Raw genomic sequence first — 21,864 nt, 5'->3', positions numbered from 1 at the left:
GGCCTACGCGTGCTGGGCGGCGGCTGAGGTCCGGGCGCGCGGGCGGACCTGCTCCCGGGCCTCGGGTGCCAGCCGGGGCGGCCAGCTGCCGGGCACCAGGACCCCGCAGTGGTACGCCCAGGCGACCAACGCGGTCCGGTTGGTCACTCGCGCCTGGCGCAGCAGCGCGGTCACGTGGTACTCGACGCCCTTGCGGCTCAAATGCAGGCTGGCGGCCAGCTCGGCGGTCGAGGCGCCACCGGCGAGCCCTTCCAGCACCCGGGCGCCGACCTCGGTCAGCTGCGGGCGGCGTACCCGGTTCTCCGGGGTGAGCAGCACCAGCACCGAGTCGGCCGGCGGCTCCGTCCCGCGGACCGCCACGGCGGTGATGTGGCTGGAGGCGAGGCGGCCGTCGGTGGTGGTCACCTCGGCCAGGCCGACGAAGTGCGGGTACGCGTCGGTCAGCAGGATGCTGAACCGGTGGCGGAACCAGGCCCGCCGGTCCGGGTGCAGCACCAGCTCGAACGGGCGTCCGGCGAGCTGCGCGCCCGACCAGCCGATCCACCGGGTCAGGCCGGCCGAGACGCGCACCACCCGGCCGTACCGGTCGAGCTGCAGGGCCCGGGCGTCGGGCCGGAGCCGGAGCCCACCGATCAGGTCGGGGTCGGCGCCGGCTGCCAGGCCGGGTTCCGTACGGGCAACGCTGGTGATGCTGGCAGTCTCCACAAAAGGTACGTTGCCCGGCTCGACTGCTCATTCGGCAGTCCATTTTCTGCTTGCTTCGACCCGGTTGTTGCTTGCTTGGGCCCGGTTGTTCCCACTTCAGGCCCGGTTATCGCGCACTGTAGTTGAAAAACAACTCGCTGCGCATGGCCCAGTTGGTCGGTGCGTACCCACCTGATGCGCCGTCATCGTGTCAGCCGAGCGCCGGCCGCTCCACCTGTTACTGGGCAGTACCCCGGAAATGTGTCCCGAAGGGTGTCACCGACGAGGGTGTCTCGCACGTTGCCCCGGCGGCGACGCGGCACCCGGTTACCCTCGGCGGGACCAACCCGGGCCTGGAAGGTGACGATGACGACCTCAACGACCGGCGACCGGGCCGACGCCGCCGCCACCCCCCTGGTCCGGATCGACGTGTGGTCCGACGTGATCTGCCCCTGGTGCTACATCGGGAAGCGACGGCTGCACACCGCGTTGGAGCAGTTCCCGTACGCCGACCGGGTGCAGGTGCGTTGGCGCAGCTTCCAGCTGGACCCCACGCACGGTGAGCCGCTGCCGGTGCCCGAGATGCTGGCCCGCCGGACCGGCGGGTCACCGGCCCAGGTCCGGGCGATGACCCAGCGGGTCAGCGAGTTGGCCGTCGCCGAGGGCCTGACCTACGCACTGGACCGCGCGGTCTCGGTGAACACCTTCGACGCGCACCGGTTGAACCAGTTCGCCTCGGCGAACGGGCTCGGCGGGCCGCTGCACGAGCGGCTGATGCGGGCGCACCTTGCCGAAGGCGCGGTGCTGGACGACCCGCAGACCCTGGTCGGGCTCGCCGTCGAGGTCGGCCTGGACCGGGCCGACGCCGAGCAGGTGGTCCTCGGCGACGGGTACGCCGCCGAGGTTGACGCGGACGCCCGGGCCGCCCGCCGGCTGGGTGCCACCGGAGTGCCGTTCTTCGTGCTGAACGACCGGTGGGGGGTCTCCGGGGCACAGCCGGTCGAGACGTTCGCGTCCGCGCTGCGCACCGCCCACAGCGCGGCGGTGTAGCCCACGGGCGGGTCAGCTCGCCTGTTGACGGTCGCGGCCGTCCTCCCCGGCGGATCGTTGGCCGCCGCCGGGCTCCGCCGTGCGGGCCTGCTCGGCCACCGCCGGCGGCGCGGCCGACGGCCGGTGTGACCGGTAGGTCAGCCACAGCGCGGCGATACCGGCGATCGCGGCGGCGACGCTGGCCAGCTGGTCGGCCAGCGACGGGCCGATGCTGACCACGACGACGACCAGCAGCACCAGGGCGAGCGTGCCGAGGCCGGCGGTGCGCAGGAACTGCCGTACCGCCGGTCCGGCGTCGCGGAGCACCAGGACGGCGAGAAGTTCGAGCACGATGATGCCCGCCATCACCAGCAGCGGGACGTGCCATGGTTCTATCTGCACGACGTACCTCTCCGGACCGTGCCGCCGGCCCCGGGGTCAGGCCAGCGCACTGGCCATCTCCGTGGTGAACTGTGGCGACAGGTCCTGGTCCTCGTAGAGAAACCGTTCGACATGCTCCTTGACCACGTCGGAGAACCGTCGGTAACCCGGGTGCACCGGCCGGGGCAGCGAGTTCTCCACCGCCTCGCGCACTCTGACCAGGTGCGGGATCGAGGCCCGCAGGTTCGGGTCGTTGTACGCGCCGATCGCGGTCGGCGCGATGCCGTGCGAGGCGAGGATCTTCTGCGCACCTTCGCTGGTGGCGAACGAGATGAACGCCAGGGCGCGGTCGACGTAGCGCGAACCGGCGACGACGGCCAGGCTCTGGCCGCCGAGGATGCCCTGGCTGAGCGGGTCGACCCGGATCCGTCCGGTTGCCACGTCCCGGTTGCCGGCCAGTTGCAGCTTGCGGTACTCGACCGGCCAGCTGCGCAGGTACCGGATCGTGGAGTCGGCCGCGCCGAACGCCTCGAGTGACTCGGGCTCGCCACCGGATGTCAGCACCTTTCCAGCGTCGATCGCGTCCTTCAACGGCTTCAGCGCGGCCTTCCACAGTTCAAGGTCGGTGGAGATCCGGTCGGCGGGCCGTTCGACACCGGGCGTTCCCGGTGGTTTCAGTACGGCGGGTCGCTCGGCAACGGCGTGTTCCAGGACGTTGACCACGAACGCCTCGTAGAACGCCGATACGTTGGGGCGCAGCTGGCCGACGAACTGCTGCGACCCGTCCGGGATCGTGGCGAGCAGGTCGGGCAGCCGGCGGGGCGGCGCCTCGGTGGAGTCGCCGTCGAGCCGGGTGAACAGCATGCCGACGTCGGTGTTGAACGGCGCGGCCCAGTACACGCCGGGTTCGTCGGGCACCCGGCTGACCTGGTCGAGGGGGGTGATGAGTTGCCGCCCGCCGGTCGGCGGGATCTTCTCGATCAGACCGTTGGTGGCGAACTCGGGCACGTCGACGATGTCGAGGTTGAGCAGGTCGGCCTCACCGGCGGCGGCCTTCTCCAGCATGATCCGGCGTTCGTCGCCGGAGCCGCTGTCGATCGGGTCGACCCGTACGATGGTCTGCGGGTTTGTCTCGTTCCACATGCTCACCAGCAGGTCTCGGGCGCCGGTCGGGTCTCCGCCTGTGGACAGTCGCAGCTCGACGCGCGATTGCAGTCGGCCGCCGGGGGCGGCGTAGGTGGCGACCGCGGCCAGGGTCCCGGTGGCGATCACTCCGCTGAGGAATGAGCGCCGGTTGTACGGCGCCGGGTCGGACATGGGCGTACGCTCCCTCCGCCGCCGATCACGGTGACTCCCACCACGATCGACGAACAGCGATGGTTGTGTACGTCACACTACGCTTCTGCGTCAAGGCTGTTACCCAGCGCGGTCAGGGTGACCACGACGGATACGCGTCGAGACGGGATGCACGTCAGGACGGCAGTCGCATCGTCGACATGAATGTGGGCAGCAGCCACGGCCGCCGACCGCCGACCGCCACCTTGCGGGCGAGCGCCGCCCGCAGCCGGCCCACCCGGCCGAACAGCATCAGGTTGAACGTCGCCGGGTCGTAGCGCAGTCGTACGTCCGGCCTCGGGTCGACCGGCTCCAGCAGCACCCGGCCGTCGACCAGCGCCAGGGTGGTCGGGCCACCGGTACGCGGGTGGAAGGTCACCGAGATCCGCCCGGTGCGGACCGGCCGGTCGTGGTCGAGCAGCCGGCCGTAGCCGCAGCGCGTGACGCCAGCCAGGAAGACGTCGACGAACAGCGCCGCCTGGTGCGGGTCGGTGTGCCAGCGTCCGCCGACCGACCGGGCGATGTCCCAGGCGTGGATGTTCATCTCGTTGAGCAGATGGGAGTAGAGACCGGCGACCGGCAGCTGGGCGGCGCCGAGCCAGCTCACCTCGTGATCCGGGTCGGCCGCGTCGGCCAGCCGGGTCAGCTCCGCGACGTCGGCGCGCAACCGGGCCGACAACGCCGGCACGTCGCGCTCGGTGAACTGTGCCAGCACCCGCCGGTTCATCTCGGCGACGGTGTCGACCGTCGTCGTCGCCCGCAGCTCGTTGATCTCCGGCACCGGCAGGTTCGGGACACCGCCGGTGACCAGCGCGATGTCCATCGCGGTGATGGTGGCCAGATGGGCCATGGTGTCGGCGAGGCTCCAGTGGGCCGTCACCGGGTGGGCGGCGGGCACGCCGTCCACCAGGGTGAGCAGCCGTCGTAGCACGTCTGGAGCGGAGGTGGCGGCGGACCGCCACTGGTCCGAGGTGACCGGCATAGCTCAATCCTGGCCGTTGCCGGTGTCGCGGAGTTGTCGCGGATTGCCGTCTTGGGCGTCATCCGCGTCGAACGGCACCGAGCGGGGCAAGATCTGAGAGGACAGCAGCTCCCGCCGCACAAATGATCGGCGCATGACCATCTCCAGGAGTGGGTCTCCACAGCCCCAGATCATCCCACCGGTGTCCGGCTATCCGGCCCCGGTCTCCCGGACCCGGATCGTGCTGCTCGGCGCCGCAGCCGGAGTGCTGCTCGCGGTGCTCTGGTCGTACGACTTCGTCGACCACGTGATCGGTGACAATGTCGCGAACGCACTGCTCGGCCACGACGCCAAGGCGACCGCGATCGGCGGCACCGGCGCCGGCCTGGTGTTCGCGTTCGTGACCGGGCTAGCCGGCACCTTCACCGCCTGTAACGTGGCGATGGCCGCGTCGATCGGTCCGATGAGCCAGGCCAGCGGCGGCGCGGCGACCCGCGCCGGGCTGCGCAGCCTGCTGCGGCCGATCGGCTGGCTCACCCTCGGCATGGTCGCCGTCGCCGGGGCGTACGGCTTCATCGGGGTGCTGCTCGGCGACCGGCTGCCGCAGCTGTCGACCGGCTCGGTCGGCGGGCTGCCGGTACGCCTGATTCAGTCCATGGTGGTGTTCGGGCTGATCGGGCTGGCCTTCGCCTACCTCGGGCTCGCCGCGATCGGCGTACTGCCGGATCCGTTCGCCCGCCGCCCGGTGGCCCGGGTGGTCACCCTCGGTGCGCTTGTCGGCGGCTTCCTGATCGGCCGGCCGTACCCGCTGTTCAACAAGCTGTTCGTCTGGGCGGTGGACAGCGGCAACCCGCTGTACGGCGCCGGCGCGTTCATCCTGCAGTCGCTGGGCAACATCGTCATTGTCTCGGCGGTGTTCGCGCTGCTCGTCATGGTCACCCGGGGCGGGCTGATCCGCTGGCTGGCCGCCGACCCGGCCCGGACCGCCGCAGTCACCGGCGGGCTGCTGATCGCGCTCGGTGTCTTCATGGTCGTCTACTGGGACGTGCGGCTGCCGGCGATGTTCGACTACGGCTGGTTCCCCACCATGCCGTACAACAGCCGCTGACCTGCCGACGGCCGCAGTGACCGGGTGACGTGTGCGCAGGGTCAACCGCCGTATCCGTTGGCGGCCACCTGCTGCGCCCGCTCGGCGTAGACGCCCGGGTCGGCCGGCAGCACCGTACCGAGTCCGTCCACGTAGCGGTTGAACATGCAGAACGCCGCCGCGATCAGCACCGTGTCGTGGACTTCCAGGTCGGTGGCGCCGGCCACTCGGGCGGCGTCGACCAGCGCGGCGTCGACCTGCCGGCCGGACCGGGCGACGGCGCCGGCGATCTTCAGCAGGGCGCGCAGCTTCGGCGTGATCGCGGCGCCGTCGACGTCCACCTGGACCGCCTGCACCATCGGCATTCCACCGTCGAGTTGCTCGGCGGCGAACGCCGAATGCGACGCGGAGCAGAACGAGCACTCGTTGCGCTCATACACGTACGCGGCGATCAGCTCGCGCTCCCCCGGACTCAGCGTCGGGTGCGGCGCGTGCAGCAGCACATCGGCGAGCGCGCCGAGCGGCGCGGCGGTCTCCGGCCGGTACCGGAACAGGCCGGTGATCCCCGGGTGCTCCGTCTCGTCCAGACCAAGATCGATGTATGCCATCCGGCGCCCTCCTGCGGCGGTCGGCCGCCGCCGGTCGGCGGCCCGGTCCCACAGGGATGATGCCGGGCCGCCGGCCGGCGCGGTTCTTCTAAAGTGCCCGGTCGGTCGCACCACCCAGGATCAACACGCACAGCGATGAGGTGGGCACGCTAGCGGATTGCTGCTGGCTCAGAGCCGGTGCCACGATCGCCGCATTGCTGACTTGGACAAGCTCCGGCGCGCTGCGGGGGGCCAGGCGACGGAGATGGTACGGCGACTCGGCACACTGGTGGCCGCCGAGTCCCCGCCGGGCGCGGTCCGGCTGCTGAACGACTGCGCCGACCTGCTCGATGCCTGGGGCAGGGAGGTCTTTGGCCGACCGGCCCGGCGGATCGTCCGCGACGGGCTGCCACACCTGCTCTGGCCGGCGGCCGATCAGCAGGTGTTGCTGCTCGGCCACTACGACACGGTCTGGCCGGCGGGCACCGTCACCGACTGGCCGTTCACCGTGTCCGGCCCGATCGCCACCGGGCCGGGGGTGTGCGACATGAAGGGCGGGATCGTGCAGCTGCTCGGCGCGCTGGCGCTGCTGCCCGACCCGTCCCGGGTCGGCCTGCTGCTGACCTGCGACGAGGAGAGCGGGTCGCCGACCTCCCGGCCGCTGATCGAGCAGCAGGCCGGCCGGTCCGGGGTGGTGCTGGTCGGCGAACCGAGCAGTGAGGACGGTGGGCTGAAGGTGGCCCGCAAGGGCGGCTCGGTCTACCGGATCACCGTCCATGGCCGGTCGGCGCACGCCGGCGTGGAGCCGCACCGCGGGGTGAACGCGGCGGTCGAGCTGGCCCATCAGGTGCTGGCGGTACGGTCGTTGGCCGCCGACGGCACCACGGTCACACCTACCGTGCTGCACGGCGGCGTCATGACCAACCAGGTGCCGGAGACGGCCGAGTTCAGTGTCGACGTACGGGCCTGGACCCGCGATGAACTGCACCGGGTGGACCGGATGATCCGGACGTTGCCGACGCGGCTGGCCGACGCCACGCTCGACGTCGACGGCGGGGTGAACCGGTACCCGCTGCCCGAGTCGGTGGCGGTGCCGCTGCTGGAGGTGGCCCAGCGGGTCGGGCAGCGGATGGGGCTGCCACCGTTGGTCGGGGTACGCGCACCGGGCGCGTCCGACGCGAACTTCACCGGGTCGATGGGCATACCCACCTTGGACGGCCTGGGGGTGGTCGGCGGCGGGTCGCACGCCCGTAGCGAATGGGCGGACCTGTCACAGATGTCGGACAGGACGGCATTGCTGGCTGCGATGATCATTGACATTATGGACGATCGTCGGCTTAGTGCACTATCGACGTCACGGGACCACGCGCCCACCGGTTAGGCTCCGGACGGCCGGACCGCGGCCGACGTCGAGCCAGCCGTGGAGGTCGCTGCCGCAATGAGTCCGACCAGCCGACAGCCGGACATCGCCTCCCGGTACAACGCCCCCCGGTTCGGGGTGGAAGAGGAGTTCCTCGTCGTTGACGCGGGCAGCCGGGCCCCGGTGCCGCGCGCCGCCGAGGTCGTCGCCGGCGCCACGTCCCGGCTGCCCGGTCGGGTGGCCGGGGAGATCACCCCGCTGCAGGTGGAGACCCGCACTGAACCGTGCGTCGGGCCCACCGAGCTGGCGGCTCAGCTGGCCGAGGCCCGCAAGGTCGCCGGCGGGTGCGCCCGGGAGCGCGGACTGCGGCTGGTGGCCACCGGTTCGGCCGCCGTCGCCGGGCCGGTGCCGCCGCCGATCACCACCGGTCCACGGCAGGACCGGGGCGTCGAGACGTTCCGCGGCCTGCACGACGACCTGGCCATCTGCGCGTTGCATGTGCACGTGGAGATGCCTGACCGGGAGCGGGCGGTGCAGGTCGGCAACCATCTGCGGCCGTACCTGCCGGTCCTGCTGACCCTCACGGCGAACTCGCCGTTCTGGGACAACCGGGACTCCGGCTACGCCAGTTGGCGGACGATGACCTGGCCGCGCTGGCCGGTGGCCGGTCCGCCGCCGAAGTTCGACTCGGCGGCCCAGTCGCCGACGCCGCGCTCACCGTCGAGGAGACCGCGCTGTACGCGGCCGTGGTCCGCGCCCTGGTGACCCGACTGTCGGCGCTGGTCGAGCAGGGGGTGCCCGCGCCCGACGTACCGGACGAGCTGCTGCGGGTGGCGTACTGGCGGGCGGCGCGCGACGGGTTGGACGGCGCCGGCCTGGACCCGGGCACCGGTCGGCTCCGGCCGGCCGCCGACCTGATCGGTGACCTGGTCGCGGCGGTGGAGCCGCAGCTGCACGCCCAGCACGCCCACCGGATGGTGGTCGACGGGGTGGACCGGCTGCTCGCCGACGGCACCGGCGCCCGCCGGCAGCGGCTCGCCGCGCGGCGGCCGGGCGGGCTGGCCGCCGTCGTCGACTACCTGGCCGAGTGCACCTCCAGCTGAGCCGACAGGTACGGGACAACGGCAATCCAGGGCAACCACCGTGGCCTGCGGTGGGTGATCCTGGAAGCACAGCCCGACCGGTCCAGGAGGTCCCCGTGCAGAACGTCGCGACGGTCCCGTTCCATCTCGACCGGCTCGACCCGGCCGCGATGGGTGTCACCGCCCGCCGGTTCGCCGACCAGATGGCCAGCCGCCGCTCGGTGCGGCACTTCGCGCCCGACCCGGTGCCGTTGGAGGTCATCGAGGACGCGGTACGGGCGGCGGCCTGCTCGCCCAGCGGCGCGAACCTGCAGCCGTGGCGGTTTGTCGTGCTCACCGACCCGCAGCGCAAGCGCCGGCTGCGGCAGGCCGCCGAGGCGGAGGAGTTGGAGTTCTACACCCGGCGGGCGTCCGCCGAGTGGCTGCGGGCGGTGGCGCCGATGGGCACCGACTGGCAGAAGCCGTTCCTGGAGACCGCCCCGGTGGTCATCGTGGTGTTCGAGGTGCACCGGGGGCCCAACTCGCCCAAACCGTACTACGTCAAGGAGTCGGTCGGCATCGCCACCGGGGTGCTGATCACCGCGCTGCACCTGGCCGGGCTGGCCACCCTCACCCACACGCCCAGCCCGATGAAGTTCCTCAACGAGATCTGCGAACGCCCCGCTGAGGAACGGGCCTGCGTGGTGATGCCGGTCGGCTACCCGGCGGCCGGGGTGACCGTGCCGCAGCTGACCCGCAAGCCGCTGTCTGAGGTCCTGGTCCGCCGGTAGGCGGCAGTGGTACCAGGTTTCCCGGAGGGTCAGCGGTGCAGGTCGGCGGTGAAGAACCGGGTCAGCGGCTGGATGTGCCGGTCCGGTCGACGCCACTCGGCCAGCAGGTCCTCCAGCAGGTGCAGCTCCTCGACGAGTTCGCCGCCCCGGTAGCGGCGCACCACCGGGTGGATGAAGGCGCTCTCGGACGCCCGGTCGGGCTGCGGGTGACGTTCGATCGAGAAGACGTCCGGGTAGTCGTCCCGCCCCCAGCGCAGCCCGAACGTGTAGTAGTGGCTCTCGCTGCCGAATCGGCGTACCGCGTAGTCCTCCGGCAGGTCGTGGTAGTGCCGGACGTGACCGGTTGCCTGGTCGACGACCAGGGCGTCGACCAGGAACTCGAACTGGGTCCACAGCGCCGAGCTCCAGTTGACCCGGTCCAGCACCGCCCGGGTCAACGAGTCCGGGTCGGCGGAGACCTTGTCGAAGCCCAGCGGCGCAGCCTCGTACCGCTCGCGCAGCAGCGCGGTCAGGGTCCGCAGGTTGTACCGGAACCCGTCGATGAATGCCGAGGACGCCTTCTTGAAGTCGCGGTCCTGGGCCACGGTGCCGGCGAAGTAGAGGCCGTCGACGTCGACCGACTGCCAGTCCGGGTCGGTGGCCGGCATCCGGCCGCTGGGGACCAGCTTCGGACTGGCGCTGGCACCGAAGATCGAGGTGTCCATGGCGAAGCCGGTGCAGCGCAGCACCGACTCGTACTCCATCACCGCGGTCTCGCCGTCGGCGTGGGTGTAGGTGAGGTGCACCTCGTAGCGGTCGCCGACCGGGCGGATCTCGTCGACCACGCAGTCCAGTACCGAGTGCAGCGTCTTGAACTGGTAGCTGTCCAGCACCGCGCCGTGATGGCCGCGTACGTCCCCGGGGTGTTTGGTGTTCCAGGCCAGCCGCATCGGCCGAGGGCTGGCCAGGTGCACCATGGATGCGTGGCCGAGGATCGCCGAGGCCGTTTCGAACGCCGAGTTGCCCTTGCCGAGGATCAGCACCCGGTGGCCGGCGTAGTCCGCCGGGTCGGTGCTCATCGCCTCGTAGCCGACCGCGTGTTCGATACCGGTTACGTCGGGGATGTTCGGCCGGCCCCAGCCGGTGGCCACGACCAGGCACTCGCAGCTGTAGGTCTGGTCACCGGCGGACACCACGAAGCCGTCCTCGGTCTTCTCGACCCGCTCGACGCCGACGCCGTACCGGATCGCCAGCCGGTGGTGCCGGGCGAAGTCGGCCAGGTAGCGGACCAGGTCGTCGGCGCTCGGGTAGTACTCCCGGCTGTAGTCGGAGAAGGGCAGTTCGAACGGCTCGTGCAGCAGCGAGTTCCAGTCCCAGCGGAGTCGGATCTCCGGGTCGGCGCTGACGGTGTGCACCTTGTTCAGCGAGATCAGGCCGCGGTGTCTAGGGAACCGCCGGAAGAACTCCCCGGGACCATCGGATCGCTCCAGTGTGAGGTAGTCGCTGCCGGCCTGCTGCAGGTAGTAGCTGAGCTGTAGCCCGGCCGGGCCGGCGCCGACGATCAGATACCGGTGGTGGGTGGTCGCGGGCGGCACGTCGGTCATGGATCTCTCCCCGGTCGGAATATCCATGACTTTTTATGATAAATGCGCATAGGTCAATCGGTCATACGGATCATCGACGACCGACCGAGGGGCGGTTGCGCGACCCGGTCGGCAATCCGATCTCCGTGCCGTGGTGGACGTCCCGGGGCACCCGGAAACCCGGCCGTGGTGGACAGGCCGGGCACCCGGGATCGCCGCAGCGGCCGAGGTCAGGCCGCCTGGGTCGCCGGCTCGCGCCGGCCGCTGACCTTCGCCGGCGGCATCGGGCCGCCCTTCGCGGTGCCGGACATCTCGTCACCGTCGACCACGACGTCGAACACCAGATTCATCCGGATCGGCTTGGTGATCGACTGGAACCAGGACAGCCGGTCGTCGGCCACCTGCAGGTCCTGCAGTACCAGTTCCTCCTTCTCCCCACGGGAGATCCCCTGCAGCACACCGTCCTTGGTGAACAGTTCGAGCACGGTGTGCCGGGTACCAAGCGGGGTGGCCACGGCAACCTTCCAGAATCCCTCGACAGACACGACGGCTCCTTCTCTGCGCGGTGAGCCGGACAGCCGACCGAAATACGACGGTGCACGGTGTCCGGATGACGCGTCATGCGACACCTCACTCAGGCTAGCCAGCTCCTGTCGCCGAGGGTTTCGCAATATTGCCGTCTTTCCAGCCGATCGGATCGGCGACGGATTGTGACAGATCCCAGAATGCAGCGAATCACCGGAGGCAATGTGAAAGAAGCGCTGCACCGTACGGCCGTCGGACGATGATCCCGGTGGCCGACCGTGCCGCGCGGCCTCCCCATCTCCACCCACCCTCGGCTTCAGGAGGATCCCCCGGCGAGCCGGGAGCTGCGAGAGCTCCCGTTCACCGCACGCCATTCCCGGAAATTCATCGGATCGGCGTTGCGGCAACGATGTCCGCCCTGTCAACTCCGTCGGCCTGGACAACAGCCGATGGTTCCCGCAGTAAGGAGACCAGACCGTGCTGGGTCAACGCCTGCGCTCGATCAGCCCCGGGATAACGGCGATCTTACTTCTCGTCGTGATGTTCTTCATCATCGATGCTCGCGTGTCGGTGGCCGGCGCTGACGAGGTTGCCCAAAAGTACCGGTTCACCGAGCTTGAGATCGACTATCCGGAAGGTTACGACCAACTACCTAAACGGAACATCCGTGAGGTCAACGAGTCGTACCACAAGATCCGGTCCTGGATCTCCTCGGTGGGCGCGAGCATCGCCGTCAACGACCTGACCGGCCACGGGGTGGCCAACAGCTTGTGCTTCGTCGACGTGCGGACCAACGAGGTGGTGGTCACCTACGCGCCGACCGCACCGGCCGCCGACCGGTTCGAGCCGTTCCTGCTCGACCCGGCGCCGCTGCCGATCGACCACACGATGGCGCCGATGGGCTGCGTGCCGGGTGACTACAACCTGGACGGCCGGATGGACATCATGGTGACCTACTGGGGCCGGGTGCCGATCCTGTTCCTGCGCAAGGCCGGAACCGAGCTGCCCGCCAACGACGCGTACCACCGGCAGGAGATCCTGCCGCAGGACTCGCCGGACGGCCGCTACCACGGGCCGAAGTGGCACACCAACGCGGCCACGGTCAACGACTTCGACGGTGACGGCAAGCCGGACGTGGTGATTGGCAACTACTTCCCCGAGTCCGATGTGCTCGCCCCGGACGGCCAGGACAACGTCGAGATGAACGACTCGCTCTCCACCGCGACCAACGGCGGCGGGCTGCAGGTGCTGCGCTGGCACGCGGCGACCGCCGGCGAGACGCCGTCGGTGACCTTCGTGCCGGAGCGCGGTGCGGTCCCGTTCGCCAAGAGCACCGGCTGGACCCTGGCGCTGAGCTCCGCTGACCTGACCGGTCGCGGCCTGCCGGACATGTACGTCGCGAACGACTTCACCTTCGACGCCCTGCTGCACAACGTCTCCCGGCCCGGTCAGATCAAGTTCGAGGCGGTGTACGGCGAGCGCAGCCACGGTACGCCGAAGTCGTTCCAGCTGGGCAAGGACTCGTTCAAGGGGATGGGCGTCGACTTCGGCGACCTGGACGCGAACGGCAGCTTCGACATGGTGGTCTCCAACATCACCACCGCCTGGGGGTTGGAGGAGAGCAACTTCGTCTGGGTGAACCAGGCCGGCTCCGAGGAGGAGGCCCTGCAGAGTCTCTCCGCCGGTACTGCGCCGTTCATCCAGCAGGCCCGGCCGCTCGGCCTGGCCTGGAGCGGCTGGGGCTGGGACGTGAAGTTCGCCGACTTCCGCAACGACGGTGACCTGGAGGTCGTGCAGACGCTCGGCTTCGTCAAGGGCGACATCGACCGGTGGCCGTGGCTGCAGGAGATGGCGATGTCCAACGACAACCTGCTCTCCAACCCGGCGATGTGGCCGAACATGCAGCCCGGCGACGACATCGCCGGTGACCAGCCGCTCGCCTTCTTCGCCCGGACCGACAGCGGCGAGTTCACCAACATCACCGAGCAGCTCGGCCTGGACGTGCCGATCCCGACCCGCGGCATCGCCACCGCCGACACCCGGGCGACCGGCGCGCTCGACCTGGCCGTAGCCCGGCAGTGGGCCGCCCCGGCGTTCTACACCAACGAGGCACCGGACCTCGGCGACTACCTCAACCTGCGGCTGTACCGGCCGACGCTGGACGGCACCGACGCCGACCTGCCCGGTACGCCGGCCTACGGCGCCACCGTCACGGTCACCACCGCAGACGGACGCCGGCAGGTCTCCCAGCTCGACGGCGGCAGTGGCCACGGCGGCAAACGCAGCTTCGATGTCCACCTCGGACTCGGAGACGCCACCGGCCCGGTCACCGTCGACCTGCGCTGGCGTGACCTCGACGGCGATCTGCACAGCACCACTCAGCAGCTGTCGGCCGGCACGCACACCCTCGTGCTGACCGACCGTGTCCAGGAGGTTCCGAACCGATGACCACGACCGCCGAACGCCAACAGACCGTCGGCACGACGACGGCCCCCGCCGGTCCACCCGCGCCGGCGGCGAAGGAGCCGGACCGCCGCTACCTGGCGCTGCGCAACTTCGCCATCTCGATGACCGTGTTCAACATCCTCGGGTACACCGTCCTGGGCTTCGAGCAGCCGTGGCTGTGGCCGATCCTGGCGGTGCTGGTGGGCTACGCCACCGAGCTGGTCTTCGAGACCTTCAGCGCCCGGATGCAGCAGCGGGCACCCCGGTACACCGGGCGCGGCGGACGCGGCATGTACGAGTTCCTGCTGCCCGCCCACATCACCGCGCTGGCCTGCAACATGCTGCTGTACGCCAACGACATGTTCCTGCCGATCGCGTTCGCGGTGATCGTCGGGGTCACCGGCAAGTACGTCTTCCAGGCCCCGGTGTACGGCCGGATGCGGCACTACATGAACCCGTCCAACCTGGGCATCACCGTGGCCCTGGTCTGCTTCGGCTCGTGGATCTCGATCGCCCCGCCGTACCAGTTCACCGAGGGTGCCAACACCTTCTTCCGGATCATGATCCCGATCATCATCGTCACCGCCGGTACGGTGATCAACGCCATGCTGACCCGCAAGGTGGCGTTGATCGTCGGCTGGCTGGGCGGCTTCGCCATCCAGGCGCTGCTGCGGCACTGGATCTGGGACGTGGCACTGTTCTCGGCGCTCGGCGTGATGGCCGGGGTGGCGTTCGTGCTGTTCACCAACTACATGATCACCGACCCGGGGACCACCCCGGTCAAGCCGATCCACCAGTTCATGTTCGGGTCGTCGGTGGCCATGGTCTACGGCGTACTGATGCTGTTCAACGTCGTCTACACGCTGTTCTTCGCCGTCGTCGTGGTCTGCGGCGCCCGCGGCATCTACTGGTGGATGGTTCACCTGCGTAAGCGCGCCCAGCAGCAGGCGGCGGTGGCACCCGCCCCCGCGCCGGTGGCCGGCGCGACGGCGTGAGGAAAGGTATCTGATGAGTGACCGTATCGCGGTGGTCGGGATCGCCTGCCGGTATCCCGACGCCGACTCCCCCAACCAACTGTGGGAGAACGTGCTCACCGGCCGCCGGGCCTTCCGCCGGCTGCCGGACGAGCGGATGAACCACGAGGACTACTACTCCCCCGACCCGGCCGCGCCGGACCGGTTCTACTCGGCCAAGGCGGCGGTGCTGGAGGGGTTCGAATTCGACCGGGTCAAGTACCGGATCGCCGGCAGCACCTTCCGGTCCACCGACATGACCCACTGGCTGGCCCTGGACACCGTCGCCCGGGCCCTGGCCGACGCCGGCTTCGCCGACGGTGAAGGGCTGCCGGCGGCCAGCACCGGCGTGGTCATCGGCAATACCCTGACCGGTGAGTTCAGCCGGGCGAACCTGCTGCGGCTGCGCTGGCCGTACGTCCGGCGCACGGTCGGCGCGGCCCTGCGCGAGCAGGGCTGGGACGACACCGCGGTGACCGCCTTCCTGGACGATCTGGAGCCGCGCTACAAGGCGCCGTTCCCGCCGATCGACGAGGACACCCTCGCCGGTGGGCTGGCCAACACCATCGCCGGGCGGATTTGCAACCACTTCGACTTCAAGGGCGGCGGGTACACCGTCGACGGTGCCTGCTCGTCGTCGCTGCTGTCGGTCGCCACCGCCTGCAACGCGCTGAGCAACGGCGAGCTGGACGCGGCGGTCGCCGGCGGGGTGGACCTGAGCATCGACCCGTTCGAGGTGATCGGCTTCGCTAAGACCGGCGCGCTGGCCACCGCCGAGATGCGGGTGTACGACCGCAACTCCAACGGCTTCTGGCCCGGTGAGGGCTGCGGCATGCTGGTGCTGATGCGCGACGAGGACGCCGTCGCCCGGGGTCTGCGTCGGCACGCGGTCATCGCCGGCTGGGGCTACTCCTCCGACGGCAAGGGCGGCATCACCCGGCCGGAGGCCAGCGGCCACCGACTGGCGATCCGTCGGGCGTACCAGCGGGCCGGCTTCGGCATCGACTCGGTCGCCTACCTGGAGGGACACGGCACCGGGACGGCCGTCGGTGACGCCACCGAGCTGCGCGCGTTCACCGAGGCCCGCCGAGAGGCGGCCCCGGACGGCGAGCCGGCCGCGATCAGTACGGTCAAGGGCAACTTCGGCCACACCAAGGCCGCCGCCGGGGTGGCCGGCCTGCTCAAGGCGATCCTGGCGGTCCGCCAACAGGTGATCCCGCCGGCCACCGGGCACGTCGAGACCCACCCGGAGCTGGACGTCGAGCAGCCCGCGCTGCGGGTGCCGGCCGCCGCCGAGCTGTGGCCGGCGGACAAGCCGATCCGGGCCGCGGTCTCGTCGATGGGCTTCGGTGGGATCAACGCCCACGTGGTGGTGGAGACCGCCGAGACCAGCCGGCGGACCCGGGTCGGGACCGCGACCACGGCGCTGGTGCGGTCCCGGCAGGACACCGAGCTGCTGCTGTTCGACGCCCGGACCCCGCAGGAGCTCGGCGAACGACTCGCCGGGCTGGCCCCGTGGGTGGCCCGGCTGTCCTACGCCGAACTCGGCGACCTGGCCGCCGCGCTGGCCGGGCAGTTGGCCGGCCAGCCGGTCCGGGCCGCGGTGGTCGCCGGCTCCCCGGAACAGGCCGCCGGCCGGCTCAGCCGGCTGGCGGAGGCGGTCGCCGCCGGTGAGCGTACGGTCATCGACGCCGCCGACGGCGTGTTCCTCGGCGCCGCTGGCGGCAACCCGCGCATCGGGTACCTGTTCCCCGGGCAGGGTGCCGGGCGGCGGGCCGACGGTGGCGCACTGCGTCGCCGGTTCGCCGACGTCGACACGCTGTACCGGACGTACCAGCCACCGGCCGGTGCCGACCTGGTGGCCACGGCGGTCGCCCAGCCACGGATCGTCACCGGATCTGTCGCCGGTCTGCGGGTGCTGTCCATGGTGGGCATCGAGGCCACCGGTGCCGCCGGGCACAGCCTCGGTGAACTGACCGCGCTGCACTGGGCCGGGGCGATGGATGAGCCGACGCTACTGGCCACGGCCGCCGCCCGAGGCCGGATCATGGCCGACGCCAGCGCCGGTGACGGCACCATGGCCAGCATCTCCGCCGCGCCCGAGGTGGTGCAGCCGCTGCTCGCCGGTACGGCGGTGGTGATCGCCGGCTACAACAGCCCGCAGCAGACCGTGGTCTCCGGCCCAGTCGCCGCAGTCGAGCAGGTCGGTGCCCGAGCCGAACGGCAGGGCCTGTTCTGGACCCGGATCGCCGTGTCGCACGCCTTCCACTCCGAGGCGGTCGCCCCGGCCGCGGTGGCGTTCGGTGAACACCTGGCCGGTCAGTCGTTCACCCCGCTGGCCAGGTCGATGGTCTCCACCGTCACCGGTGAGCCGCTGCCGGCCGACACCGACGTCGTCGACCTGCTGCGCCGGCAGGTGCTCGACCCGGTGCGGTTCACCCAGGCGGTGAGCCGGCTCGCCGAGACCAGTGACCTGCTGCTGGAGATCGGTCCGGGTCGGATCCTGCGCGGCCTGGCCGGCGAGATCGCCCCGGACGTGCCGACGATCTCGCTGGAGACCGACAGCTTGTCGCTGTCCGGGCTGCTCAACGCCGTCGGGGCCGCGTACGCGCTGGGCGCGGTGATCGACCACGATGCGTTGTTTCAGGGCCGGTTCACCCGACCGCTGGAACCCGGTCGGCCGCTGCGCTTCCTCGCCAGCCCGGCCGAGTCGGCCCCGGCCGGCGACTTCGCCGTCGCCCGGCAGGCCGGAGCCCAGCCGGCCGATCACGCCGCGGGATCCGCGAACAGCTCCCGGGACCAGGCGGCGGGGCGCTCCGGTGCGGACAGTCTCGAGGTGCTCCGTCGGCTCGCCGCCGAACGGGCCGAGCTGCCGCTGGATGCGGTACGCCCGGACAGCCGGCCCCTCGACGAGCTGCATCTGAGCTCGATCACCGTCGGGCAGATCGTCAACCAGGCGGCCCGCGAACTCGACGTACCGGCGCCGACGCTGACCTCCAGCTACGCCACCGCTACGGTCGCCGAGATCGCGCAGATCCTCGACGACGCCGCCGGTGCCGCACCGGCCGGCGACGACGCGGAGCCGGTCGTCGCCGGTGTGGCTCCCTGGGTCCGGGCGTTCGCCGTGGACCTGGTGCCCACCGGGGTCGCCCCGTTCGCCGGGTCGGGTGTCGACGGCGACTGGCAGGTCTTCACCGCCGGTCACAACCCGCTCGCCGAGCCACTGGCGGCAGCGCTGGGCACGGCCGGGGTGGGCGACGGAGTGCTGCTCTGTCTGCCCCGCGACGGCCAGCCGGAGCATGTCCCGGTGCTGCTGCGGGCCGCCCGCGCGGCGCTGTCCGCCGGCGGGCCGGTCCGGTTCGTCGCGGTCGGTGACCGGCGGTCCGCCGCCGGTCTGGCCAAGACGCTGCACCAGGAGCATCCGGATATCGACACCACGGTGGTGCTGCTGCCGTTGCCGGAGTACCCGACGGTCGACGACGATCCGGCGGACCGCGCCGAGGGGCGCGACGAGTTGGTGCGCCGGCTCGTCGCCGACGTCGGTGCGACGACCGGGTTCAGCGAGGTGCACTACGACGCCGCCGGTGAGCGGTATGAACCGGTGCTGCGGCCGATCCAGCTGCCACCCAACGGCGGTGCCGGGATCGGCCCGGACGACGTGCTGCTGGTCACCGGCGGCGGCAAGGGCATCACCGCCGAGTGCGCCTTGGCGCTGGGCCGGGACACCGGCACCGCCGTCGGCCTGCTCGGCCGCTCCGACCCGGCCGACGACGCCGAACTGGCCGCCAACCTTGACCGGTTGCGGGCCGCCGGTGTCCGGTTCCACTACGCCCGGGCCGACATCACCGCAGTGGACCAGGTGAAGGCGGCGGTGAACGCCGTCGAGCAGGCGCTCGGCCAGGTCACCGGGGTGCTGCACGGAGCCGGACGCAACGAGCCGACACCGGTGGCCGCGCTCGACGAGGCCGCTTTCCGCCGTACCCTGGCTCCGAAGATCGACGGCCTGGACGCGGTGCTCGCCGCGACCGACCCGCAGGCGCTGCGGCTGCTGATCACCTTCGGCAGCATCATCGGCCGGGCCGGGCTGCGCGGCGAGGCGCACTACGCCACCGCCAACGACTGGATGACCGACCTGACCCGCAAGGTCGGCGAGGACCACCCGCACATCCGCTGCCTCGCCCTGGAATGGTCGGTGTGGTCGGGTGCCGGGATGGGTGAACGGCTCGGGGTGCTGGAGTCGCTGACCCGCGACGGCATCTCCCCGATCCCGGTCGAGGACGGCATCGCGATCCTCAAGGAGGTGCTGGCCAGCCCGTCCGCGCCGCAGGCGATGGTGGTGATGAGCCGCTCCGACGGGCTGCCGACGGTCACCATGGAGCGGCGGGAGCTGCCGCTGCTGCGCTTCGTCGACCGGCCCCAGGTTCACTACCCGGGCGTCGAGCTCATCGTCGACGCCGACCTGACCGCCGACGACGACCTCTACCTGCCGGACCACCTGCTCGACGGGGACCTGCTGCTGCCGGCGGTGCTCGGCATGGAGGCGATGGCCCAGGCGGCGCGGGCGCTGACCGGGCGGATCGAGACGCCGGTGCTGGAGAACGTCGAACTGCTCCGGCCGATCGTGGTCCCGCCGGACGGCAGCAACACCATCCGGATCGCGGTGCTCGCCGCGCCGGACGGTGCCGTCGACGCAGTGGTCCGCAGCAGCGACACCGGGTTCGCGGCCGATCATTTCCGGGCCAGGCTGCGCTACGACCTGCCGGCCCGGCCCGAGGTACGGCCGGCGACCGCGGCCACCGAGCTGCTGCCCATCGACCCGGCCAGTGAGCTGTACGGGCCGGTGCTGTTCCAGGGGTCGCGGTTCCAGCGGCTGCAGGGCTATCTGGATCTGGCCGCCACCAGCTGCGTGGCGCGGGTGTCGAACCGGTCGGTGGCGCCATGGTTCGCCCGGTTCCGGCCGGGCGAGCTGGTGCTCGGCGACCCCGGCACCCGGGACACGGTGATGCACGCCCTGCAGTGCTGCGTCCCGGACGCCACGCTGCTGCCGGGGGCGATCGAACGGCTGCACCTGGCCGACGCGAAGGTCGCCGCCACCCTGGACAGCGTCACCATCCACGCGCTGGAACGGTCCCGGGAGGGCGACACATACCTGTACGACGTGGACGTCTGTGACCCGGACGGCAACCTCGTCGAACGGTGGGTGGGGCTGCGGCTGCACGCCGTACGCAAGCTGGACGGTTCCGGTCCGTGGCTCCCGGCGCTGGTCGGGCCCTACTTGGAGCGACGGGTCGGCGCGTTCCTGCCGACCGACCTGCGGGTGGTGGTCCGCCCGGACGACCCGCAAGCTACCGAGGTGGCCGACCGGCGGGAGCAGACCCGCAAGGCGGTCAGCTGGGCGCTGGGCGGCGACGCGCAGGTGCGCTACCGGCCGGACGGCAAACCGGAGGTCACCGGCGGGCCGCAGATCTCGGCGTCGCACGGCGCCGGGGTGACCGTGGCGGTCACCGGACCGGCGGCGGTCGGCTGCGACGTCGAGGTGGCCGCCGGCCGCTCCGACGAGGAGTGGGCCGATCTGCTCGGCGCGGAGAACCTGGCGCTGGCCAGGCTGGTCGCCCGGGAACACGGCGAGGAGTTGTCGGTGTCGGCGACCCGGGTGTGGGGCGCCGTCGAGTGTCTGCGCAAGAACGGCCACGCGCGGGTCGACCTGGCCGCCGAGCCGAACGCACCGGCCGGCTGGGTGGCGTTGCGATCCGGAACCACCCGGATCGCCACCTTCACCACCGCGCTGCAGGGCGTCGACGACCCGGTGGTCTTCGCGATGTCCGCCGACGGAGGCAGGTGAGTCATGGAGTCCTACTACGAGTACCGGCACCTGGTGGGTTTCGAGGAGACCAACCTGGTGGGCAACGTCTACTACGTCAACTATCTGCGCTGGCAGGGCCGGTGCCGGGAGATGTTCCTGCGGGACCGCGCGCCGGAGGTGCTGGCCGACATCCGGGACGATCTCAAGCTGTTCACCCTCAAGTGCGAGTGTGAGTTCTTTGCCGAGATCAGCGCCTTCGACGAGCTGTCGATCCGGATGCGGTTGGAGGACCTGACCCAGACCCAGATCGGCTTCGCGTTCGACTACGTCCGGCTGCGCGACGGCTTCGAGGAGCTGGTCGCCCGCGGCCGGCAGCGGATCGCGTGCATGCGCGGGCCGAACACCGACACCCGCCCGGCCCGGGTGCCGGATCCGCTGCGGATCGCGCTGTCGCACTACGCCGTCACCGGCGGCAACGGTAACGGCAACGGGCAGCGCCGGGTGCTCGAAGACGTCAGGGAGGGCTGACCGTGGCTACCGACAAGCAGACCGTGCCGGGCGTCGCAACGGCCGGATCCGCCGGATCCAACGGTACGGTCGGGGCGGCCGGATCCAACGGTACGGGCAAGGGTGACCACGCCGAGCTGCGCACCGTGATGGGGATGTTCGCCACCGGCGTCACCCTGGTGACGTCCGGGACCGACCTGCCGCACGGGATGACCGCGAACGCGTTCTCCTCGGTATCGCTGGAGCCGGCGTTGGTGCTGGTGTGCGTCAAGCGCACCGCGGTGCTGCACGCGACGGTCCTGGCCCAGGGCACCTTCGCGGTGTCGATCCTGGGTGCCGACCAGGAAGGGCTGGCCCGCTACTTCGCCAGCTCGTCGCGGCCGCGCGACGAGCGGGAGTTCGAGACGGTCGACCACTGGGCGGGGCGGCACACCGGCGCACCGATCATCTCCGGCAGCCTGGCCTGGGTGGAGTGCAAGCTGGCCGCCGTCTACGACGGCGGCGACCACTCCATCTTCCTCGGCTCGGTGCTGGGCACCGGCCGCGGTGACGGCCACGACGCGTTGCTGTTCCACGGTGGCCGGTTCGTCGAGGTCGCCGGCCGAGGCTGACCCGACCCGCCACCCGACCGGGGGGGGGGGGGGCGTGCGGGGGTGTCCGAGGGCTCTTTGTGGGGGTATCATCGTCCCTCAGCACTCTCCCATCCCCTCAGACGACCCATGGGCCATCTCGA

17 protein-coding genes and 1 pseudogene are annotated in these 21,864 nt (G+C 71.2%); 10 read left to right on the top strand and 8 right to left on the bottom strand.

The window, feature by feature from the left end; all coding sequences use genetic code 11:
• Window positions 1–3 precede the first annotated feature (3 nt).
• Window positions 4–705, bottom strand: coding sequence for a helix-turn-helix transcriptional regulator (locus ACXAHD_RS10685; RefSeq protein WP_123603638.1), 702 nt, complete (start codon window positions 703–705; stop codon window positions 4–6).
• A gap of 345 nt (window positions 706–1,050) precedes the next feature.
• Between ACXAHD_RS10685 and ACXAHD_RS10680 the strand changes: the two genes are divergently transcribed.
• Window positions 1,051–1,734, top strand: a complete 684-nt coding sequence (locus ACXAHD_RS10680; RefSeq protein WP_281551598.1) for a DsbA family oxidoreductase — start codon at window positions 1,051–1,053, stop codon at window positions 1,732–1,734.
• 12 nt (window positions 1,735–1,746) lie between these two features.
• Here ACXAHD_RS10680 and ACXAHD_RS10675 read toward each other — a convergent pair whose 3' ends face one another.
• From ACXAHD_RS10675 to ACXAHD_RS10660, 4 genes are all read right to left on the bottom strand, one after another.
• Window positions 1,747–2,115, bottom strand: coding sequence for a hypothetical protein (locus ACXAHD_RS10675; protein ID WP_281551599.1), 369 nt, complete (start codon window positions 2,113–2,115; stop codon window positions 1,747–1,749).
• Window positions 2,116–2,151: 36 nt separating this feature from the next.
• Complete coding sequence (locus tag ACXAHD_RS10670) at window positions 2,152–3,411, bottom strand: extracellular solute-binding protein (RefSeq protein WP_281551600.1); 1,260 nt, start codon at window positions 3,409–3,411, stop codon at window positions 2,152–2,154.
• Between the two features lie 154 nt (window positions 3,412–3,565).
• A complete protein-coding gene (locus tag ACXAHD_RS10665) occupies window positions 3,566–4,411 on the bottom strand; it encodes a maleylpyruvate isomerase mycothiol-dependent enzyme family protein (protein ID WP_281551601.1) in 846 nt (281 codons plus the stop codon).
• A gap of 3 nt (window positions 4,412–4,414) precedes the next feature.
• The gene (locus tag ACXAHD_RS10660; protein ID WP_475050105.1) at window positions 4,415–4,546 is read right to left on the bottom strand and encodes a hypothetical protein; all 132 of its coding nucleotides are present in this window, start codon (window positions 4,544–4,546) and stop codon (window positions 4,415–4,417) included.
• A 46-nt stretch (window positions 4,547–4,592) separates the two neighbouring features.
• Here ACXAHD_RS10660 and ACXAHD_RS10655 point away from each other — a divergent pair, with 46 nt between their 5' ends.
• A complete protein-coding gene (locus ACXAHD_RS10655; protein ID WP_281551602.1) occupies window positions 4,593–5,498 on the top strand; it encodes a hypothetical protein in 906 nt (301 codons plus the stop codon).
• Between the two features lie 41 nt (window positions 5,499–5,539).
• Here the strand turns inward: ACXAHD_RS10655 and ACXAHD_RS10650 are convergent, their stop codons facing one another.
• On the bottom strand, window positions 5,540–6,085 hold the full coding sequence (locus tag ACXAHD_RS10650) for a carboxymuconolactone decarboxylase family protein (RefSeq protein WP_475050102.1): 546 nt from the start codon (window positions 6,083–6,085) through the stop codon (window positions 5,540–5,542).
• 244 nt (window positions 6,086–6,329) lie between these two features.
• Between ACXAHD_RS10650 and ACXAHD_RS10645 the strand changes: the two genes are divergently transcribed.
• The 3 genes and pseudogenes from ACXAHD_RS10645 (at window position 6,330) to ACXAHD_RS10635 (ending at window position 9,276) form a co-directional block, all read left to right on the top strand.
• Complete coding sequence (locus tag ACXAHD_RS10645) at window positions 6,330–7,445, top strand: M20/M25/M40 family metallo-hydrolase (RefSeq protein ID WP_475050100.1); 1,116 nt, start codon at window positions 6,330–6,332, stop codon at window positions 7,443–7,445.
• A gap of 57 nt (window positions 7,446–7,502) precedes the next feature.
• Window positions 7,503–8,527: pseudogene (locus tag ACXAHD_RS10640) on the top strand (carboxylate-amine ligase).
• Between the two features lie 149 nt (window positions 8,528–8,676).
• Window positions 8,677–9,276, top strand: a complete 600-nt coding sequence (locus ACXAHD_RS10635; protein WP_281555703.1) for a nitroreductase family protein — start codon at window positions 8,677–8,679, stop codon at window positions 9,274–9,276.
• A gap of 29 nt (window positions 9,277–9,305) precedes the next feature.
• On the opposite strand, the gene ACXAHD_RS10630 is transcribed toward ACXAHD_RS10635, so the two are convergent.
• Complete coding sequence (locus tag ACXAHD_RS10630; RefSeq protein WP_281551607.1) at window positions 9,306–10,859, bottom strand: NAD(P)-binding domain-containing protein; 1,554 nt, start codon at window positions 10,857–10,859, stop codon at window positions 9,306–9,308.
• Window positions 10,860–11,068: 209 nt separating this feature from the next.
• Window positions 11,069–11,383 carry a hypothetical protein gene (locus ACXAHD_RS10625; protein ID WP_281551608.1) on the bottom strand — a complete coding sequence of 105 codons (315 nt, stop codon included), beginning with the start codon at window positions 11,381–11,383 and terminating at the stop codon, window positions 11,069–11,071.
• 520 nt (window positions 11,384–11,903) lie between these two features.
• Here ACXAHD_RS10625 and ACXAHD_RS10620 point away from each other — a divergent pair.
• From ACXAHD_RS10620 to ACXAHD_RS10600, 5 genes are all read left to right on the top strand, one after another.
• The gene (locus ACXAHD_RS10620; RefSeq protein ID WP_475050155.1) at window positions 11,904–13,811 is read left to right on the top strand and encodes a CRTAC1 family protein; all 1,908 of its coding nucleotides are present in this window, start codon (window positions 11,904–11,906) and stop codon (window positions 13,809–13,811) included.
• Complete coding sequence (locus ACXAHD_RS10615) at window positions 13,808–14,803, top strand: enediyne biosynthesis protein (RefSeq protein ID WP_281551610.1); 996 nt, start codon at window positions 13,808–13,810, stop codon at window positions 14,801–14,803. The genes ACXAHD_RS10620 and ACXAHD_RS10615 overlap by 4 nt, the downstream gene beginning before the upstream one ends.
• Window positions 14,804–14,816: 13 nt before the next feature.
• Entirely contained in the window at window positions 14,817–20,663 is a 5,847-nt protein-coding gene (locus tag ACXAHD_RS10610; protein WP_289211308.1) for a type I polyketide synthase, read from the top strand.
• A 3-nt stretch (window positions 20,664–20,666) separates the two neighbouring features.
• Window positions 20,667–21,152, top strand: a complete 486-nt coding sequence (locus ACXAHD_RS10605) for an acyl-CoA thioesterase (RefSeq protein WP_281551612.1) — start codon at window positions 20,667–20,669, stop codon at window positions 21,150–21,152.
• Window positions 21,153–21,280: 128 nt separating this feature from the next.
• On the top strand, window positions 21,281–21,742 hold the full coding sequence (locus tag ACXAHD_RS10600; RefSeq protein WP_475050152.1) for a flavin reductase family protein: 462 nt from the start codon (window positions 21,281–21,283) through the stop codon (window positions 21,740–21,742).
• Window positions 21,743–21,864: the final 122 nt, after the last annotated feature.

The organism is Micromonospora sp. ABR4_055, assembly GCF_056160425.1.
The sequence above is the reverse complement of the archived record's forward strand: the minus strand, read 5'-3'. Positions and strand labels throughout refer to the sequence as shown.

Coding starts and splice junctions, on each gene's coding strand:
- ACXAHD_RS10605 (WP_281551612.1), top strand. CDS start 20,667: ATGGAGTCCTACTACGAGTACCGGCACCTGGTGGGTTTCGAGGAGACC.
- ACXAHD_RS10600 (WP_475050152.1), top strand. CDS start 21,281: ATGGGGATGTTCGCCACCGGCGTCACCCTGGTGACGTCCGGGACCGAC.
- ACXAHD_RS10680 (WP_281551598.1), top strand. CDS start 1,051: ATGACGACCTCAACGACCGGCGACCGGGCCGACGCCGCCGCCACCCCC.
- ACXAHD_RS10635 (WP_281555703.1), top strand. CDS start 8,677: ATGGGTGTCACCGCCCGCCGGTTCGCCGACCAGATGGCCAGCCGCCGC.
- ACXAHD_RS10620 (WP_475050155.1), top strand. CDS start 11,904: ATGTTCTTCATCATCGATGCTCGCGTGTCGGTGGCCGGCGCTGACGAG.
- ACXAHD_RS10615 (WP_281551610.1), top strand. CDS start 13,808: ATGACCACGACCGCCGAACGCCAACAGACCGTCGGCACGACGACGGCC.
- ACXAHD_RS10650 (WP_475050102.1), bottom strand. CDS start 6,085: ATGGCATACATCGATCTTGGTCTGGACGAGACGGAGCACCCGGGGATC.
- ACXAHD_RS10645 (WP_475050100.1), top strand. CDS start 6,330: ATGGTACGGCGACTCGGCACACTGGTGGCCGCCGAGTCCCCGCCGGGC.
- ACXAHD_RS10660 (WP_475050105.1), bottom strand. CDS start 4,546: ATGCGCCGATCATTTGTGCGGCGGGAGCTGCTGTCCTCTCAGATCTTG.
- ACXAHD_RS10610 (WP_289211308.1), top strand. CDS start 14,817: ATGAGTGACCGTATCGCGGTGGTCGGGATCGCCTGCCGGTATCCCGAC.
- ACXAHD_RS10630 (WP_281551607.1), bottom strand. CDS start 10,859: ATGACCGACGTGCCGCCCGCGACCACCCACCACCGGTATCTGATCGTC.
- ACXAHD_RS10670 (WP_281551600.1), bottom strand. CDS start 3,411: ATGTCCGACCCGGCGCCGTACAACCGGCGCTCATTCCTCAGCGGAGTG.
- ACXAHD_RS10665 (WP_281551601.1), bottom strand. CDS start 4,411: ATGCCGGTCACCTCGGACCAGTGGCGGTCCGCCGCCACCTCCGCTCCA.